Consider the following 15,511-nt stretch of genomic DNA (forward strand, 5'->3'; position numbering starts at 1 on the left):
CGTGCGTGGTGGCGGTGGCAATGTCAGACGGGTGTGGAAAGATGCTCAGCCAACCGGGCAAGCATCGCGTCGCAGCCGTGAAGCTGGTCGAGCGTGACGAACTCGTCAGGCTTGTGTCCCTGGTCCATGCTGCCAGGCCCGCACACCACGGTCGGAATGCCGGCCTGCCCGAACAGCCCGCCTTCGGTGCCGAACGCCACCGTCCCGAATGCATCGGAGCCGCTCAGCATCGCGAGCAGCCGCGCGGCTTCGCTGTCCGGCGCGGTCGCGAGCCCCGGATACGCGCCCAGCGGCTGCAGCCGGATGTCGGTATCGGGCTGCACCGCGCGCATCCTCGGCAACAGTTCGGATTCCGCATAGTCCTGCAGCTTCCTCGGCACGTCGTGTGCATCGAAATCCGGCAGTGCCCGCACTTCGAAATCGAACTCGCATTCGGCCGGCACGATGTTCAGCGCGCGGCCGCCCTTGATCAGCCCCGTCTGCACGGTCGAGAACGGCGGATCGAAGCGTTCGTCGTGCCGTTCGGGCCGCGCGAGCGCATCGCCGATCTCGCCGAGACGGCCGATCAGCTTCGCCGCATAGTCGATCGCGTTGACGCCCGACGGTGCGTACGCCGAGTGGCACGCCGCGCCTTTCACGTGGCAGCGCATGGCAAGCTTGCCCTTGTGGCCGAGCACCGGCTTCAGTTCGGTCGGCTCGCCGATCAGGCACAGACGCGGCCGGTGCGCGCGCGCGGCTAGTGTGTCGAGCATCGGCCGCACGCCGAGGCAGCCAACTTCCTCGTCGTACGAGAACGCGAGATGCACGGGCACGCTCAGCGGCCGGGCGACGAACGCCGGCACGGCCGCGAGCACCGATGCGATGAACCCCTTCATGTCGGCCGTGCCGCGACCGTACAGGCGGCCGTCGCGCTCGGTCAGCCGGAACGGCTCGACCGTCCACGCCTGCCCGTCGACCGGCACCACGTCGGTATGGCCCGACAGCGCGATGCCGCCGCGATCGCGTGGCCCGATCGTTGCGTACAGGCTCGCCTTCGTGCGTTCCGCGTTGTAGAACAGTTCGCTCTCGACGCCGAGGCCCGCGAGATGGTCGCGGATGAAACCGATCATCTCGAGGTTCGAATCGCGGCTGACCGTCGCGAAACCGATCAGCCGTTCGAGCAGCGCGCGGCTCGACGTGTCATTCATCGCCCGGCACTCCGTAGCTCGGCGCGACGGTCGGGTTCAGCGCGCGCGTCTGGTAGTCCTGCATCTGCGGGCGATACGCCTGCCACAGCGCATCGAGCTGCCCGACCGGATCGGCATCGGCCCAGTCGACGCGCAGGTCGACGATCGGCCAGATCACGTCGCCGGCCACCTTCAGCGCGGCCGAATGCACCGGCCCTGCTTCGCCGCCGGCCGCCATCGCCGCATGCATCGCGGCCAGCAGGCGATCGGCGAGCAGGCCGGACGCCTGTTCGAAGGCACGCGCCATCGCGTCGATCACGGCCGGCGCGGCCAGCAGGTTGCCGGCTGCCACGCATTGCTCGCCGCGCACCGCGTGATGCGTGCCGAGCGCTTCCTTGCCCGTGAAGCACGCCGTCTGCCCCTGCCCGTCGATCGCCGTGACCTGCCGGTACTGGCTCCAGCCGTTCGCACTGAGCGCACGGTCGAGCGCCGCGGCGGGCGCGAGCTGTTCGTGCTCGATCAGGTCGAGGATCTGCGGGCCGAGCGCCGGCAGCGTGATGTTCTGCGTCGCCACGGCGCCGACGCCTGCACGCACCCACGGGCAGCGCGCCCCCACCGCGATGCTCGACGAGCTGATCGCGATGCCGAGCTGGCCCGTCTCCGGGCAGCGCCCGACGATGGAGAAAGTCATGTCGCCTCCTACGCGCGGTTGGGCTGCCAGTTGTCCGGGATCACGGCGATCACGTCGATTTCCATCAGCCACTGCGGCTGGCCGAGTGCCGACACGACGAGCCCCGTCGAAATCGGATACACGCCCTTCAGCCACTTGCCGACCTCCTGGTACACCGGCTCGCGATAGCGCGGGTCGATCAGGTAGGTCGTCGTCTTCACGATGTGCGTGAGGTCGCTGCCGGCTTCCTCCAGCAACTGCTTGACGTTCTTCATCGCCTGCTCGGCCTGCGCGCGCGGATCGCCGAGGCCGATCAGCTTGCCGTCGAAATCGGTGCCGACCTGGCCGCGCACGTAGACGGTGTTGCCGGCCCGCACGGCCTGGCACAGGTCGTTGTCGAGCGTCTGGTTCGGGTAGGTATCCTTCGTGTTGAACATGCGGATACGGGTATGGGTGGGTTGGCTCATCGAAATCCTTCAGTCGTGAATGTTCACGCCGCCGCACCGGAAGCGAACGCGGTGCGGCAGACGGCATGGAGTCGGTCAGTTCACCGCGTCGGCAAGCGGGTGCGCGTCGGCGTGCGACGCGGCGCCGTCCTGCTCCGGGCGCGACGTCGGGCGGCGCTGCGATGCGTCGTGATATTCGAGGTAGGTGCGCTGTATCGCGATGTGATCGGCGATGTGCCGCGCGTCGTGCCACACGCCCCAGATGAAGCTGGAGCCGCGCCGCGACAGCCACGGCAGCCCGAGGAAATAGATGCCCGGCTCCTTCGACACGCCGCGCTGGTGCTGCGGCTTGCCGTTGTCGGCGAACGCGTCGACCTTCAGCCAGCCGTAGTCGACCGCGTAGCCCGTCGCCCAGATGATCGACGTGACGCCCGCGCCGGCAAGGTCGAGCGCGAGGATCGGATGCGCGACGCAGTCGGGATTCGGCAGGATGCGGCGGGCTTCCGGTTCTTCCGGCAGGTCGAGGCCGTTGCGCGCCGCATAGGCGTCGGCCGCGTCGAGCAGCGACAGGTAGTTCTCGTCGCCGCGCGCAAGATTGATCGCGAGATCGCGTTCGAACACGGCCACGCCGCCGTCGAGCGACTTCGTCAGCCCGACGAGCGTCACGCCCTGGTTCGCGAGCTTGCGGAAATCCACAGTGTGGCCGCCGCGTGCGCCGCTCACAGCGATCGTCACGTGTTCGCGGCCGGGCGTCGCGACTTCCTTGTCCCATTCGCCGAGCACGCCGAGCCACCAGCAGAAGTCGCGGCCGCGATACGCGCGCGGCGGACGATCGTGCGGGCCGACCGACAGGTAGACCTGCCGGCCCGCGCGCTGCAGCTCGTCGGCGATCTGCACGCCCGACGAACCCGCGCCGACCACCAGCACCGCGCCTTCCGGAAGCTGGCCCGGATTGCGATAGTCGGCGGAATGGAGTTGCACGAAGCGCGCGTCGTCCGGCGCGATCGGCGGAATCACCGGGCGCTGGAACGGCCCCGTCGCGACGACCACGCGGTTCGCCTCGATCGTGCCGTCGGACGTCTCGACGACGAACCCCGGCTTGCCCGTATTGCGCACGACCTGCTTCACCTCGACACCGGTGCGGATCGGCGCGTTGAACTTGCGCGCATACGCTTCGAAGTAGTCGGCGACCTGGTCTTTCGACGCGAACGCGTCGGGATCGAGACCATCGAATTCGAGCCCCGGGAAACGGTCATGCCACGCGGGGCCGTTCGCGACCAGCGAATCCCAGCGCCCCGTGCGCCAGCGTTCGGCGATGCGGTTGCGCTCGAGCACGAGATGCGGTACGCCCAGCTTGCCCAGGTGCTCGCTCATGGCCACGCCGGCCTGACCGGCGCCGACGACGAGCGTATCGATTGAGGTTGTTTCGACTGCCACGGCTGTCTCCTTCTGAAGTGCGGCTCAGCGCGACGCGCGTGCTGTCGCGTAAGTTGGAATGGAGACATTCTGCGGATGCGCAGGCGGGCGCGAAATGATGATTTTTGTTGGTGTTGACGAACAAAAAACTGGGGATGGCGGGGGTGGCGAGCGTGGCGGTGCCACGGCTCGCATGGCCGAGCAGCTCCTGCATATCACGGATGCCGGCGCCGGCGTCCAGACCGTGGTTCGCAAAGGTGTGGCGCAGCCAGTGCGTGCTGGCGCGGCGTAGGTCCACGGCCGCGTACGGGTACGCGGTCGCCAGTTGGTCGGCGGGTCGCCTCGCCGCGCGCGCCGCGCCGCGTCGCGATGTCAGTGCGCCTGCGCCGTGGCCGCCGCGTTGCGCGGCTGCCGCAACGCATCGCGCACCACCGGCAAGCTCGAGACGTTCGCGCCGGTGATGTCGAGCGTCGCGCTCGCCACGCAGCCCGTTGGCGTCAACGCCCGACCATCGAGCGTATTGGCCGAGCAGACGATCTGGCTCGGTGCGCAGCTGGGGGCCTGTATCAGGTCGAGCGCCGTGCCGCCGATCGACGTGAGCGTGTTGCGTTCGATGCGGAACTGGCACACGTTGCCGAGCGCGCGGACGCCGGAGTACCGGACGCTGGACAACCGGTTGTCCAGCACGGCGACACGGGTGACCTTGCCGGAGTAGGTGTTCAGGTCGATACCGGCCATGCCGGTTTCCGGCCGGGGGTTGCCGGGATTGGGCAAGGAGATGTCGGAGATCGTGTTGTTCGACACCACGACGTTGTTCGCGCCGTAGGTGTTGTACCCGTCCTCCTGGCCGACCAGGATGCCGGCTGCCTTCTCCACGCCGCGCACCGTGTTGCCGGTGATGGTCACGTCCGCGCCGCCGACCACCGTGATGCCGCGCCCCCAGTAGTTGCCGGACACGTTGTTGTTCCGGACCAGCACGTTGCTGCTGATCGCGCCGTCGGGAATGTAGCTGACGACCGCGATCAGGTCGTCGCCGGTGCCGGTCACCGTGTTGTCCTGCACCAGCACGTTGCGCGAGCCGTAGGTGGTGTGGATGCCGTCCGCGAGCGTGTCGCGCACGTCGTTGCCGACCAGCGCGACGTCCTTGCCGCCGAACACGAACAGCCCGGCACTACTGCCGCCGCGCACCGAGACGTCGAGCACCTGCACGCCGATGCCGGTGACCTCGACCTTGGTGGACTCGGGCGTCGTCAGCCGGGTCGTGCCGGTGCCGACCAGCGTCACGCCGACGAGCGTCGAGTTCTTGCCGCTCATCACGATGGTCTGGTCCTCGCTGCGGGTGGCGCTGAGGGTCGCGCCATAGCCGGAAATCACGACCTGCGGATTCTTCACGGTCAGCGAGCGGCTCACCGCGTACTGCCCGGGCGCGAGCACGAGCCGCTGGCCGGGCTGCAGCGCGTCGAACGCCTGTTGCAGCGCATCGGACTGATCGCTGCCATTGGCAGCCGGATAGACCGTGACGTCGGGGGGCGCGGCGCGCGCGATCTGGAATGACACGGCGCACAGCGCGGCGATAGATACGGCGGCGATTCGGAATGATCGATTCATATCGGATCTCTTATTGGGTGTGAAGTTGGGTGAAGCGTAATGACGTTATAGGTCGTGAACCTGATGCGTCAGCGCGCCAGGTCACATTAATGGAATCAAGGTGAAGATAATGATGGCGCGCAGAAAAATAACGATTTGGTGAGATCGCAGTGTGGTACTCGAAAATGCGCGCGCGGATTAATGGATTGCGAAGCAATCTGAACAGAGGAGGTCAATCAGCGCACCTGATTCAGCGAACCTGTCCGCATTTTTGTGGGCAAGGCGGTTGAACAACAGGTTATCCGCGCGCCTGCGTAAACCGCTCGCCGAACAGAATAGCAAACTGGTTCATCGCTGATTTCCAGTCGAAGGCAGCGCGTACCGTTTTGGCCAGCACATTGCGCAGCGCCAGCCAAAGCAGTTTGATCGCGGCCTCGTCATTCGGGAAGTGGCCGCGCGTCCTGATGATCTTGCGCAGTTGAATATTCAGGCTCTCAATGGCGTTGGTCGTGTAAACGACCCGTCGAATCTCTGGCGGGAACACGTAGAACGGTACGACGTGCTCCCATGCACGCTGCCACGATTGCACGATGGCCGGATAGGTCTCCAGGACGGAGCAGACTATGTTGCCTTCTCTCCGAGTGCACCCAATTTCCTGATCGACCCGCTTTGGCGCGTCTATCAGTTCTCTCGTGACGGACTGAACGAAATTGCGGTTGATGCGCTTCCGACCGATCGACAACGCGAGATTGACAGGTTGTCCTGGCGATACTACTGGGGCCCCATCGAAGCCATGTTCGAGAGGGCAGACCGTGACGAAGACGTTTCGTATTTCAGCAACTTCTTTCCTGAGAATTGCTTTGATCCGCCACTTCTGTCTCTGCTGGGTGTCAACATACCGGCCAACGATTCGCGAATGATGCCAGCGCCCTATCCCGCGTATCGCTCCGAGATGCCGTGATTCCTTTCTTATGCAGCCGAGCGGAAAAGGCGCGTACCTGACACGCGTTCCGCGATTGGAGATGACGACACTACCGAGTCGACGGGTGCGCCGCTTCGAAACGCGCGACCGAACATGGAGCACGTAACCGTTGCGGGCCAACTCGCAACTCGGTTGACGAAGCCCCGTAACACCCCCCTCGACTCAATGCCCGCCGTTGATTTCCATATCCTCGAAGGCGAGATGCTCGAAATAGCTCCCGGTGAAATCGACGTCGAGTCCCTTGAGACCGTGAGCTTCAACCGTGGTGCCGGTACAGTTCAGCATCTGCACCGAATGCCACGTGTTGCCGTCGAACCTGACACCGTTCCACTTGCATCCGAGAAATTTCACACCGTTGAACGTGCTGCCCTGAAAGGCGGCGTCATGGAAGCTGCAATCGACGAATGTGCATCCGGAAATCGCAATCTCGGCAAAATTGCAACCTGCGAACGTGCAGGCCGAGAACCGGCAGCCCGTCCAGCCGGCTTGCCGGAATGACGTGCCGGCGAAGCTGCTACCGTTGAAGCTGCTGCCGGCAAATTGCGCGAGCCCCAGATCGAGGCCGGCATAGGCCGAACTGTCTGCCTGACCGGACAGTCCCGCGGGCGCACCACCCGCGCCCTTGCGCCACTGATCGTGCTTGTAGATGATTTCAGAACTGCTCATCGATCTGCTTCCCGGTGCGCTGGAGCGGCGGCGTCGCTTTCATCCTTGCCCGAGGGCTGTTCCTCGTCATCGTCGTCGGATGTTGCCGAACCCCGGCTGGCGAACCAAGCGACCAAGCCACTCAAAGCAAGCAGCGGACCGAGAAACAGGAAGTTCTCGATCGCAAAATCGCTCACATCGTGCGAACCGTAGCTACCTCCGCTGTTCTGGGCCACGGCCCCCATTGCCGCAATCGTACCCCAGGCGGCCAGGATCAGACCACCGACACACACCGTCGCTGCAATCGTCGATTTACGCATCACGCCCCCTCAAGCGCTATCGGAAGTGTTGCCGACGCTGACCTGAGGCAGCTTCGCGAACCCCAGGTGATTGGCCTCGTTCCACCACGTCCATGTCACGTCCGCCGGCGATACGTCCAGATGCATGGCCCGTGGGTCGGGGAACGTGTCGCCCTGCATCACGTAGGACTGCCGATACCACTGGTTGAACGTGGCCGCCCTAGGATGATCGCCGGCCACATCGGCTTGCCAGATGCCCGTCACCGGGCACGCGCGCGTGCCGCGACACCGGATCGCCGGATCGGGAAATTCGGCGTCGCGCACGATGCCCTGCGCGACGCGCGGATGCGATTCCACCGGTTGCGCGGGCATGGGAATCACGTCACCGACATAGTGGAAGAAGATGCGGCCATCCTCCGGCATCAAACCGGGGCGGCTCCGATCGAACAGTTCCTCCCGCCGGTCATGCATCGGTACCTGAGCCGCATGCGATGCGAAGTGACGTTCGGCAGTCGGATACTTCAGTTGTGCAAGCCAGTATCCGCCGACAGGAGCAGCGGTCGTTTCCGCCTGTGGAGGAGCGGCGACCTGCGGCTTCTCCGGCAGCATGTAGCCATCGGGCACGTGCGCGCGGCCCGTATGCAGCGACACGGGGTGCACCGCGGGCTTGACCGGCGACGCCGGCGCGGACGCCACCGCCTTCGCCGCGTCGATCAACGTCTCCTTGTTTCCGTCCCACTTGGGCAGTTTGGCCGGCGGCAGCGGCACCACCTTGTCCAGGTTCGGCAGACGCAGGTCGGGGTCGCGTTCCAGGCGATCGGCAAGGACGCCGTAGCGCTCGGCGCGGGCTTCATCCTTGACATGGCCAACCAGCGCGTCCCCCTTGCCAAACGACGCACTCAACCATCCCGCACTCTCGGCACTGCCGAATTTCACGCCCGCATGCAGCGTCTTGAGCGCACGTTCGTTATTCTCGCTCCACTCGGCTCGATCACCCGCAATCGTCGTTCCCAACACATACGCCGCACGTCCGTTGCCCTGCGCGACCGCACATTCAAGCATCTGGAGTGCGATCTTGCGGTTGCCCCAGAACCCCGCCTTGGGGTCGTCATAGAGCGCGTCCATCTTGTCACCCAGATACGCCATCGCACTCGGACTGCCCATATCGGCGGCCAATTGCCAGAATGCATAGGCGCGGCTGGCATCCTGTTTTACGCCCATGCCGTCCATGTGATACGTACCCATCAGATCGTAGGCCGCCGGAATACCCAGTTTCATCGCCTGTTCGGTGATCTGCAGGGCATGTTCGGAATCACGATCCACCCCCTCCCCCTGGGCGTAGGCATTCGCCAGATTCAGCATTGCCTTCCAGTGCTTGCGCTCGGCTGCCTTCGTCCACAAATCGACAGCACCCTTGTAATTGCGCTGGTTCGGCCACAACAGCGCGCTGGTGAGCGCCATTGCTTGCTGGTTCCATCGATCGGCCTCGGGATCGAGCGGAGGAACCACGTCAACCTCGTGCTTGCACTCAAATGCTGTGCGATGAGGGTTGAAGGCGGTCAACGACATGTTGCGAGGAAGAGAATCGTTCATTGAGCAGGCTGCACATGCAAGGAGCAGGAAAGCAGAAATTAACCGCGTAAAGCCGATACGGTTGGCGGGAGTCGAACGCAATTGATTTAGCACGATTTGGGAAGCCTACTCAGGATAAGCGAACGCCTGTCGCACGCTCATCACGGGACGGATGCTGAAAGAGAAAGCCGGTCGGCGCGGACATCAGTGATGATCCCGTTGATCGGGTACGGCTTCCTCGATCCATCTCGGCTGCACCGCAAGCGGCAACCCCAGAAAGGTGGAGAGCGGAAGATCCGGGCATGAAGACTGACCGGTCAGGTGCCCTTCGCTCCCGGCACAGATGCCTTCCGTCCAATCGATGTTTGCGGTACCAGGACGTGGGCCAGCGCATCCTGGTGACGGCCCCAGCGAAACCGGATCGCACGATTGTTCTGATCGAGCGCGCCAACGAAGGCGCGCAGCATTTCGGTCACGTTCACTTGTCGATAGGGCATTCGGCAACGGCGCTCTCAGACCGCCAAGCCACCTGCGCACTTAATTGTTTGGTCACTGATTTTAAATGCAACGTTCACGCAAAAACAATCGCACGATGCCAGCGGCCGCGCGATCGCGCGACGGAGGGTTTGACGAATCCTCAATGAAATACAATTCATTGATTTTATTGATTTTTCTATTCTCCCTGAAGGCCGGCGACAAACGTCTCCGTGTTTGAACGCACGTCGAACCAGCCATTGCCCGACAATTCTTGACGGTTCTCGGTCTGCCAAGCTGATAGCATGCGCGTCGCACACGACCGATCTGCCCGGGATCGTCGCGCGCCGGGCCGACCCACGTACCGAATGCATGCTCAAACGCAGCACGACGTGGTTGAAGGCCCCGTTGAACCCCGCAACACCCCGGCATCGCCCCGCGCGAACCGTTGCAGCAACCGTTGGAGTGGCGCGCCCCGCGCCTGCAAGCATGAAGAAACCGAAGCAGCCCCCCCGTCCTCCGCACGGCAAAGACCGCACGCCACTCGCGCGCACCGGCGCGCTGCTGCTGATGGCCGGCCTGCTGTACCTGTTGTGGCCGTCGGCCGAAACCGCCTACCTCGCGATGGAGTCGGTCGTACGCTGACGCAGCATGTCCATCCCCGCACTACGCTATACTCACGCAATGGAAACCCAACCTGCCTCGCCGAACGTGCATTGCTGGTGGCGCGCCTGACCCAGGCGGCCCGTTTCCTTTTGCATGTCCCAAACGTGATGCCGCCAGCGATGGCGGCATTTGCGTTTCTGCAGACACCATGGCTGGCGGCTTCGATAACCCGGAGCAACGACCAACATGACCCGTCCGACCATCCTCACCGGCGACCGCACGACCGGCCCGCTGCACCTCGGCCACTACATCGGCTCGCTGCGCGCCCGCGTGCAAATGCAGCACGAAGCGAAGCAATTCCTGCTGCTGGCCGACACGCAGGCGCTGACCGACAACATGGGCCGCCGCCAGCGCGTCACCGAGAACGTGATCGAAGTCGCGCTCGACTATCTCGCCGTCGGCATCGATCCGTCGATTTCGACGATCGTCGTGCAGTCGCAGGTGCCCGAGCTTGCCGAGCTGTCGCAATACCTGCTCAACCTCGTCACGGTCGCTCGCCTCGAACGCAATCCGACCATCAAGGAAGAGATCCGCCTGCGCGGCTTCGAGCGCGACATCCCGGCCGGCTTCCTGACCTACCCGGTGAGCCAGGCGGCCGACATCACCGCGTTCAAGGCGACGCACGTGCCGGTCGGCGACGACCAGCTGCCGATGATCGAGCAGACCAACGAACTCGTGCGCCGCTTCAACGCGACCGTCGAGCAACCCGTGCTGGTCGAATGCGAAGCCGTGCTGTCGCCGGTCACACGGCTGCCGGGGATCGACGGCAAGGCAAAGATGAGCAAGTCGCTCGGCAACGCGATCACGCTCGGCTCGACGCCGGACGAGATCACGCAGGCCGTGAAGGACATGTACACGGACCCGAACCACCTGCGCGTGAACGATCCCGGCCAGGTCGAGGGCAACGTCGTGTTCACGTTCCTCGACGCGTTCGAGCCCGACGTGCAGAAGGTTGACGAGTTGAAGGCCCACTACCGTCGCGGCGGGCTCGGCGACAGCGTCGTCAAGCGCGTGCTGAACGAGCGGCTGCAGGCGCTGATCGAGCCGATCCGCGCGCGCCGCCGCGAATTCGAGGCCGACAAGGCCGAAGTGATGGCGATCCTGAAGCGCGGCACGATGCACGCGCGGGATGTCGCCGGCGCGACGCTCGCGGAGGTGAAGGGCGCGATGGGGTTGAACTACTTCGATTGAGCAGCGCAGGCAGAGCGAACCCGCTTCGCGCGCCGGACGGTATCGGCCCGGCGCGCGGCGATCACCACCGCGTCACATGCGCAAGCGAGCGTCGATGCCACCGCAACCGCATCACGACGCGTGCGTCGGCGCGGCCGCGTGACACACCGCTTCCACCCTGTTACCGGCCGGGTCGACGAGAAACGCGCCGTAGTAGTCGCCGTGATAATGCGACCTCAAGCCGGGTTCGCCGTCGGACTGCCCGCCCGTCGACAGGCCGGCCTTGAAAAACGCATCCACCTGCTCGCGGCTCGCGGCCTTGAAGCACCAGTGCCGCTTGCTCACGCCGACTTCAGCGGGATCGAGATAGACCGCCAGGAAAGTCGACGCGGTGTCGTTCGCATTGCAGCGTTCGCCATAGCCGAGCGCGGTCGGCCGGTCATAGACCTTGGCTGCGCCCAGCGCGGCCATGATGGCATCGTAGAACGGGCGCGCCAGGTCGATATCCGGCACGCTGATTGATACGTGATCAAGCAGTTGCATCGCATCTACTCCGTTGAAGGGCACACGAGTCTACATGAGCGTGGCATTTCGCACCGAAGTCACCCTGCTGCTCGTGGGCGATACCCGAGCGCCCGCCCCCGACACGTGCGAAGTCGTTCACGCCGACAGCAGGCCGGCCCTAGTCCACTCCGCCGATGCCCCCCGCCCGCCCCCGCTATCGTTTCCCCGTCACCCACCCACGACACCATGACGCCCCAGGAAACGATCGACCGGATAGAGATCCAGGATCTGCTGACCCGCTATTGCCACGCCGTCGACCGCCACGACGGCATGAATTCGAGCGCCTCTTCGCAACCCATGCGACCCTCGACTACACGGCCTTCGGCGGCCCGGTCGGCAGCCGTTCGGAGATTGCCGCCTATCTGGAACAGGTGACGTCGGCGATGCGCGGCACCCGGCACACGATCTCGACGTCGCTGCTGATCGTCGACGGCGACGCCGCGACCGCGCGAACGGCCGGCCAGGCGATGATGATCTCGGCCGACGACGCGGGCCGCAATCGCATGTGCTTCGTCGGGCTCTGGTATCGCGACCTGCTGGTGCGAACCGAATGCGGGTGGCGCATCCGGAGCCGCACGCAGGAGCGCAGCTGGTTGCACGATGCGCGGCCGGCCGCAACCGCGTGGACGCCCCGCGCGGCGGCGTCTTACTTCACTTCATCTGCATCAACTGAATCAGGTTCCCGCACGTATCGTCGACGACCGCGACGCGCACGGGCCCGGCGTCCATTGGCTCCAGCGTGAAGCGGACATCGAGCGCCTTGAGCCGCACGAACTCCGCATCGAGATCGTCGACCTGGAACGATGCCGCCGGAATGCCGTCCTCGTACAGCGCCTGCTTGTAAGGCCCGACCGCACGATGGTGGCTCGGCTCGAGCAGCAGCTCGGTGCCGTCCGGCTGATCCTTCGACACCACGGTCAGCCAGCGGTACTCGCCCACCGGCACGTTGTTCTTCAGCTTGAACCCGAGCTTGTCGGTATAGAACGTCAACGCCTTGTCCTGGTCGTCGACAAAAATACTCGTCACGTAGATTCGCATTTCAACCTCTCCTGAATTGGCAGCCACGCCCCGCCGTTATGCTTCGTCGACATCGATGACAAACGCATAACCGCCGTCGATCAGCTTGCGCAGGTAGCCGTCGAAGTCGTCGGCGATCACCGCATAGTTGTCGGGATCGTGCAGGTAGCGCACGACCTGCCCGACCTTGCCGCCCGGCGCCGGGTCGAAATCGATGTAGAGCTGCGACGTGCCGCCGTTGTTCACGCAATGCGAGAAGCACAGCCGCCGGCCCAGCGGCAGCACGATGTCGATGCGCGGATCGACGAGTTCGCCGTCGTCGTTTGCGTCGTCGCCATACATCTCCTCGATGCTGTCGCGGTACTTCGCCCCTTTCTCGAGCATCTGGGCGGCCGACAGCAGGTAATACGGGTATTCGTAGACGTCGGAGCCCAGCACCAGAACCTTGACCGTCGTGCCGTCGTAATCGCGCCGGTAGGTCCCGTCGAGCTTGCCGAGCAATTCGATCAGGCTGGCCGGGCACTGCGGATACACGGCGCGCAGCGCGTCGAGTTGCACGGGCGTCGCGCCCGTGGCAGCGGCAAGCGCCGCATTGTCGTTGTCGGGCAGTGCAGCGCGCAAGCCGGCGAGATAGGTATCGACGAGGGTCATTGCGTCAGGTCCGAAGAACAGTCAAGCGCCATTCTAGCGCCCGACGCGATCCGCCACTTCCGCGCTTGCGCGCCCCCGCCTACGTGATCTGGTACGTCGACGCCGGCACGAATTCCTCCGGCAGCGGGCGATCGCCCAGTTCGAGCACCGACCGCTCGATCGTGCGCGTGATCGCATCGAGCGCCAGCGCATTCGGCGCGAGGCCGAACGGCTCGGCCACCTCGCTCGCGATCGCTTCGAGCGCGATCAGCGTGTACGAGATGAACACGCAGATCAGCGGCGTGAAGAACTCCGTCGAATCGACGAGGCCGAACGGCAGCAGCACGCAATACGCATACACGGTGCGATGCAGCAGCACGCTGTACGAAAACGGGATCGGCGTCGACAGGATGCGTTCGCAACCGCCGACCGATTTGCCGACCTCGTCGAGTTGCGTCTCGACCATCCAGCGGGTCGCGTCGCTGCCGGGCGCGCGGCCCAGCGCACGGACGATGCTGCCGCGCAGCTCGTCGAGGATCGCGACCGGCTTGAAGCATTTGCCTCCAAGCTCCGCCGTACGTTCCGCACCGAGAATGCGCTGCAGGTCTGCGGTCGGATCGGTATGACGAAGCTGATGCTTCAGCGCATAGGTGAGCGCGATCAGCAGGTCGGCCAGCCGGTTGCGCTCGGCGTCGCTCACGCTGTCAGGCAGGTAGCGATTGATCTGCGACGTCAGCGTACGCGCCGCGATCAGCAGGTTGCCCCACAGATGCCGCGCCTCCTTGAAGCGCTCGAAGCTCGCGCTGTTGCGAAACCCGAGAAAGATCGCGAGCGCAAGCCCGAACAGCGTGAACGGCGCGGTGTTGAGCGGGATCTTCTCGCCGAAGATGCGCCCGTTCGTGAAGACCGCCAGCGTGCTGACGATCGCCATGAACACGAGCTGCGGAATGATCGATTGCAGCACGGAGCCGTTCCAGACGAACAGCATCCTGAGCCAGTTTTGTTGTGGTCGGACGATCATGGTGTTTTCTCGACTGCCAAGGGATGCATCAGACGGCGCGCCTGCGCCCGATGCACAACGGCCCGCGCGTGGCGGGCCGCTGTCGGGTGAATGCCGGGCACGTGTGCCGCGTTGCGCGTGATGATACGCCCGCGCCCGCCACGCCCGTCACATCATGCGGCGTTCAGTGATAGCCGCTCAGTGATAGCCGATATCGCCCTCGCGCACCTTGCCGCGGAACACGCGGTACTGCATCGCGTTGTACACGAGGATGATCGGCAGCACGATCACCGTGCCGACGAGCGCGAACTTCTGGCTCGAATGGCTCGACGACGCGTCCCAGATCGTCAGCGACGGCGGCACGATGTTCGGCCAGATGCTGATCACGAGCCCCGTGTAGCCGAGGAACACGAGCGCGAGCGTCAGCAGGAACGGCGTGGCCTCGTGCTCGCGCTTCACCGTGTGGAAGATGCCCCACACGCACGCGACGACGAGGATCGGCACCGGCAGGAACCAGCCGAGGTTGCCGCTGCCGAACCAGCGGTGCGCGACGGCCGGCAGCCCGATCACGGTCCACAGGCTGACCACGCCCATCACGGCGAGCAGCACGCCCGCGAGCGGCTTCATCAGGAGGCGCATCTTGCGCTGCAGTTCGCCGTCGACCTTCAGGATCAGCCAGCCGCAGCCGAGCGTCGCATACGTGACGAGCACGCCGATCCCGCACAGCAGGCTGAACGGCGACAGCCAGTCGAACGGCCCGCCTGCGAACTGGTTGTTCTCGATCTTGATGCCCTGCAGCAGCGAACCGAGCACGATCCCCTGGCAGAACGCGGCGAGCGCGGAGCCGCCGATGAACGCGAGATCCCACATGTGTTGCGTGCGGGTGGCCTTCGCGCGCAGCTCGAACGCCGCACCCCGGAAGATCAGCCCGACCAGCATCAGCACCAGCGGCAGGTAGTTCGCCGGCAGCAGCGTCGAATACACGACCGGAAACGCGCCGTAGAGCCCTGCGCCGCCGAGCACCAGGAACGTTTCGTTGCCGTCCCACACCGGCGCGACGGTGTCGAGCATCACCTGGCGCTCGGCTTTCGCATCGAAGAACGGAAACAGCAGGCCGATACCGAGATCGAAGCCGTCCAGCATCACGTAGATGAACACGCCGAGGCCGATGATCGCGGCCCAAATGACAGGAAGATCGATTTGCATG

The 15,511-nt window shown here is 64.8% G+C and carries 18 protein-coding genes; 3 read left to right on the forward strand and 15 right to left on the reverse strand.

Annotated elements, in window-relative coordinates; all coding sequences use genetic code 11:
- Positions 1-23: 23 nt before the first annotated feature.
- The 10 genes from argE to QZM67_RS09120 form a co-directional block, all read right to left on the reverse strand.
- Positions 24-1,187, reverse strand: a complete 1,164-nt coding sequence (gene argE, locus QZM67_RS09075; RefSeq protein ID WP_301801962.1) for an acetylornithine deacetylase — start codon at positions 1,185-1,187, stop codon at positions 24-26.
- Positions 1,180-1,857 carry a DUF1028 domain-containing protein gene (locus tag QZM67_RS09080; RefSeq protein WP_301801964.1) on the reverse strand — a complete coding sequence of 226 codons (678 nt, stop codon included), beginning with the start codon at positions 1,855-1,857 and terminating at the stop codon, positions 1,180-1,182. The genes argE and QZM67_RS09080 overlap by 8 nt, the downstream gene beginning before the upstream one ends.
- 8 nt (positions 1,858-1,865) lie before the next feature.
- Complete coding sequence (locus QZM67_RS09085) at positions 1,866-2,303, reverse strand: RidA family protein (RefSeq protein ID WP_011349682.1); 438 nt, start codon at positions 2,301-2,303, stop codon at positions 1,866-1,868.
- Positions 2,304-2,378: 75 nt separating this feature from the next.
- Positions 2,379-3,719 carry an NAD(P)/FAD-dependent oxidoreductase gene (locus tag QZM67_RS09090; protein ID WP_301801967.1) on the reverse strand — a complete coding sequence of 447 codons (1,341 nt, stop codon included), beginning with the start codon at positions 3,717-3,719 and terminating at the stop codon, positions 2,379-2,381.
- A gap of 351 nt (positions 3,720-4,070) precedes the next feature.
- Positions 4,071-5,306 carry a right-handed parallel beta-helix repeat-containing protein gene (locus QZM67_RS09095; protein ID WP_301801969.1) on the reverse strand — a complete coding sequence of 412 codons (1,236 nt, stop codon included), beginning with the start codon at positions 5,304-5,306 and terminating at the stop codon, positions 4,071-4,073.
- A 277-nt stretch (positions 5,307-5,583) separates the two neighbouring features.
- On the reverse strand, positions 5,584-6,369 hold the full coding sequence (locus QZM67_RS09100; RefSeq protein WP_301802216.1) for a transposase: 786 nt from the start codon (positions 6,367-6,369) through the stop codon (positions 5,584-5,586).
- Between the two features lie 60 nt (positions 6,370-6,429).
- Positions 6,430-6,933 (reverse strand): pentapeptide repeat-containing protein, encoded by a 504-nt coding sequence (locus QZM67_RS09105; RefSeq protein ID WP_301801971.1) that lies wholly within the window; start codon positions 6,931-6,933, stop codon positions 6,430-6,432.
- On the reverse strand, positions 6,930-7,232 hold the full coding sequence (locus tag QZM67_RS09110) for a hypothetical protein (protein WP_301801973.1): 303 nt from the start codon (positions 7,230-7,232) through the stop codon (positions 6,930-6,932). Before QZM67_RS09110 ends, QZM67_RS09105 begins: the two co-directional genes overlap by 4 nt.
- Positions 7,233-7,241: 9 nt before the next feature.
- Positions 7,242-8,804, reverse strand: coding sequence for a DUF6396 domain-containing protein (locus tag QZM67_RS09115; RefSeq protein WP_301801974.1), 1,563 nt, complete (start codon positions 8,802-8,804; stop codon positions 7,242-7,244).
- A 296-nt stretch (positions 8,805-9,100) separates the two neighbouring features.
- Complete coding sequence (locus tag QZM67_RS09120) at positions 9,101-9,259, reverse strand: hypothetical protein (protein ID WP_301801975.1); 159 nt, start codon at positions 9,257-9,259, stop codon at positions 9,101-9,103.
- A 487-nt stretch (positions 9,260-9,746) separates the two neighbouring features.
- On the opposite strand from QZM67_RS09120, the gene QZM67_RS09125 reads away from it, so the two are divergent.
- Positions 9,747-9,902 (forward strand): hypothetical protein, encoded by a 156-nt coding sequence (locus QZM67_RS09125; RefSeq protein ID WP_175021711.1) that lies wholly within the window; start codon positions 9,747-9,749, stop codon positions 9,900-9,902.
- A 207-nt stretch (positions 9,903-10,109) separates the two neighbouring features.
- Positions 10,110-11,114 carry a tryptophan--tRNA ligase gene (gene trpS / locus QZM67_RS09130; protein ID WP_175021710.1) on the forward strand — a complete coding sequence of 335 codons (1,005 nt, stop codon included), beginning with the start codon at positions 10,110-10,112 and terminating at the stop codon, positions 11,112-11,114.
- 111 nt (positions 11,115-11,225) lie between these two features.
- On the opposite strand, the gene QZM67_RS09135 is transcribed toward trpS, so the two are convergent.
- The gene (locus QZM67_RS09135) at positions 11,226-11,636 is read right to left on the reverse strand and encodes a VOC family protein (RefSeq protein WP_301801978.1); all 411 of its coding nucleotides are present in this window, start codon (positions 11,634-11,636) and stop codon (positions 11,226-11,228) included.
- Between the two features lie 155 nt (positions 11,637-11,791).
- On the opposite strand from QZM67_RS09135, the gene QZM67_RS39930 reads away from it, so the two are divergent.
- Positions 11,792-12,400 carry a nuclear transport factor 2 family protein gene (locus QZM67_RS39930; RefSeq protein ID WP_367620433.1) on the forward strand — a complete coding sequence of 203 codons (609 nt, stop codon included), beginning with the start codon at positions 11,792-11,794 and terminating at the stop codon, positions 12,398-12,400.
- On the opposite strand, the gene QZM67_RS09145 is transcribed toward QZM67_RS39930, so the two are convergent.
- The 4 genes from QZM67_RS09145 to cydB form a co-directional block, all read right to left on the reverse strand.
- A complete protein-coding gene (locus QZM67_RS09145; protein WP_175021707.1) occupies positions 12,309-12,695 on the reverse strand; it encodes a VOC family protein in 387 nt (128 codons plus the stop codon). The genes QZM67_RS39930 and QZM67_RS09145 overlap by 92 nt on opposite strands.
- Positions 12,696-12,731: 36 nt before the next feature.
- Positions 12,732-13,325, reverse strand: coding sequence for an SMI1/KNR4 family protein (locus QZM67_RS09150; RefSeq protein ID WP_301801983.1), 594 nt, complete (start codon positions 13,323-13,325; stop codon positions 12,732-12,734).
- Between the two features lie 79 nt (positions 13,326-13,404).
- Positions 13,405-14,325 carry a bestrophin family protein gene (locus tag QZM67_RS09155; RefSeq protein WP_301801985.1) on the reverse strand — a complete coding sequence of 307 codons (921 nt, stop codon included), beginning with the start codon at positions 14,323-14,325 and terminating at the stop codon, positions 13,405-13,407.
- A gap of 177 nt (positions 14,326-14,502) precedes the next feature.
- Complete coding sequence (gene cydB / locus QZM67_RS09160) at positions 14,503-15,510, reverse strand: cytochrome d ubiquinol oxidase subunit II (RefSeq protein ID WP_043192049.1); 1,008 nt, start codon at positions 15,508-15,510, stop codon at positions 14,503-14,505.
- Position 15,511 lies beyond the last annotated feature (1 nt).

The organism is Burkholderia sp. AU45251 (assembly GCF_030482905.1).
In the GTDB taxonomy this organism is placed as follows: Bacteria; Pseudomonadota; Gammaproteobacteria; order Burkholderiales; family Burkholderiaceae; genus Burkholderia; species Burkholderia aenigmatica.

Coding starts and splice junctions, on each gene's coding strand:
- argE (WP_301801962.1), bottom strand. CDS start 1,187: ATGAATGACACGTCGAGCCGCGCGCTGCTCGAACGGCTGATCGGTTTC.
- QZM67_RS09080 (WP_301801964.1), bottom strand. CDS start 1,857: ATGACTTTCTCCATCGTCGGGCGCTGCCCGGAGACGGGCCAGCTCGGC.
- QZM67_RS09085 (WP_011349682.1), bottom strand. CDS start 2,303: ATGAGCCAACCCACCCATACCCGTATCCGCATGTTCAACACGAAGGAT.
- QZM67_RS09095 (WP_301801969.1), bottom strand. CDS start 5,306: ATGAATCGATCATTCCGAATCGCCGCCGTATCTATCGCCGCGCTGTGC.
- QZM67_RS09105 (WP_301801971.1), bottom strand. CDS start 6,933: ATGAGCAGTTCTGAAATCATCTACAAGCACGATCAGTGGCGCAAGGGC.
- QZM67_RS09110 (WP_301801973.1), bottom strand. CDS start 7,232: ATGCGTAAATCGACGATTGCAGCGACGGTGTGTGTCGGTGGTCTGATC.
- QZM67_RS09115 (WP_301801974.1), bottom strand. CDS start 8,804: ATGAACGATTCTCTTCCTCGCAACATGTCGTTGACCGCCTTCAACCCT.
- QZM67_RS09125 (WP_175021711.1), top strand. CDS start 9,747: ATGAAGAAACCGAAGCAGCCCCCCCGTCCTCCGCACGGCAAAGACCGC.
- trpS (WP_175021710.1), top strand. CDS start 10,110: ATGACCCGTCCGACCATCCTCACCGGCGACCGCACGACCGGCCCGCTG.
- QZM67_RS09135 (WP_301801978.1), bottom strand. CDS start 11,636: ATGCAACTGCTTGATCACGTATCAATCAGCGTGCCGGATATCGACCTG.
- QZM67_RS39930 (WP_367620433.1), top strand. CDS start 11,792: ATGCCCCCCGCCCGCCCCCGCTATCGTTTCCCCGTCACCCACCCACGA.
- QZM67_RS09145 (WP_175021707.1), bottom strand. CDS start 12,695: ATGCGAATCTACGTGACGAGTATTTTTGTCGACGACCAGGACAAGGCG.
- QZM67_RS09150 (WP_301801983.1), bottom strand. CDS start 13,325: ATGACCCTCGTCGATACCTATCTCGCCGGCTTGCGCGCTGCACTGCCC.
- QZM67_RS09155 (WP_301801985.1), bottom strand. CDS start 14,325: ATGATCGTCCGACCACAACAAAACTGGCTCAGGATGCTGTTCGTCTGG.
- cydB (WP_043192049.1), bottom strand. CDS start 15,510: ATGCAAATCGATCTTCCTGTCATTTGGGCCGCGATCATCGGCCTCGGC.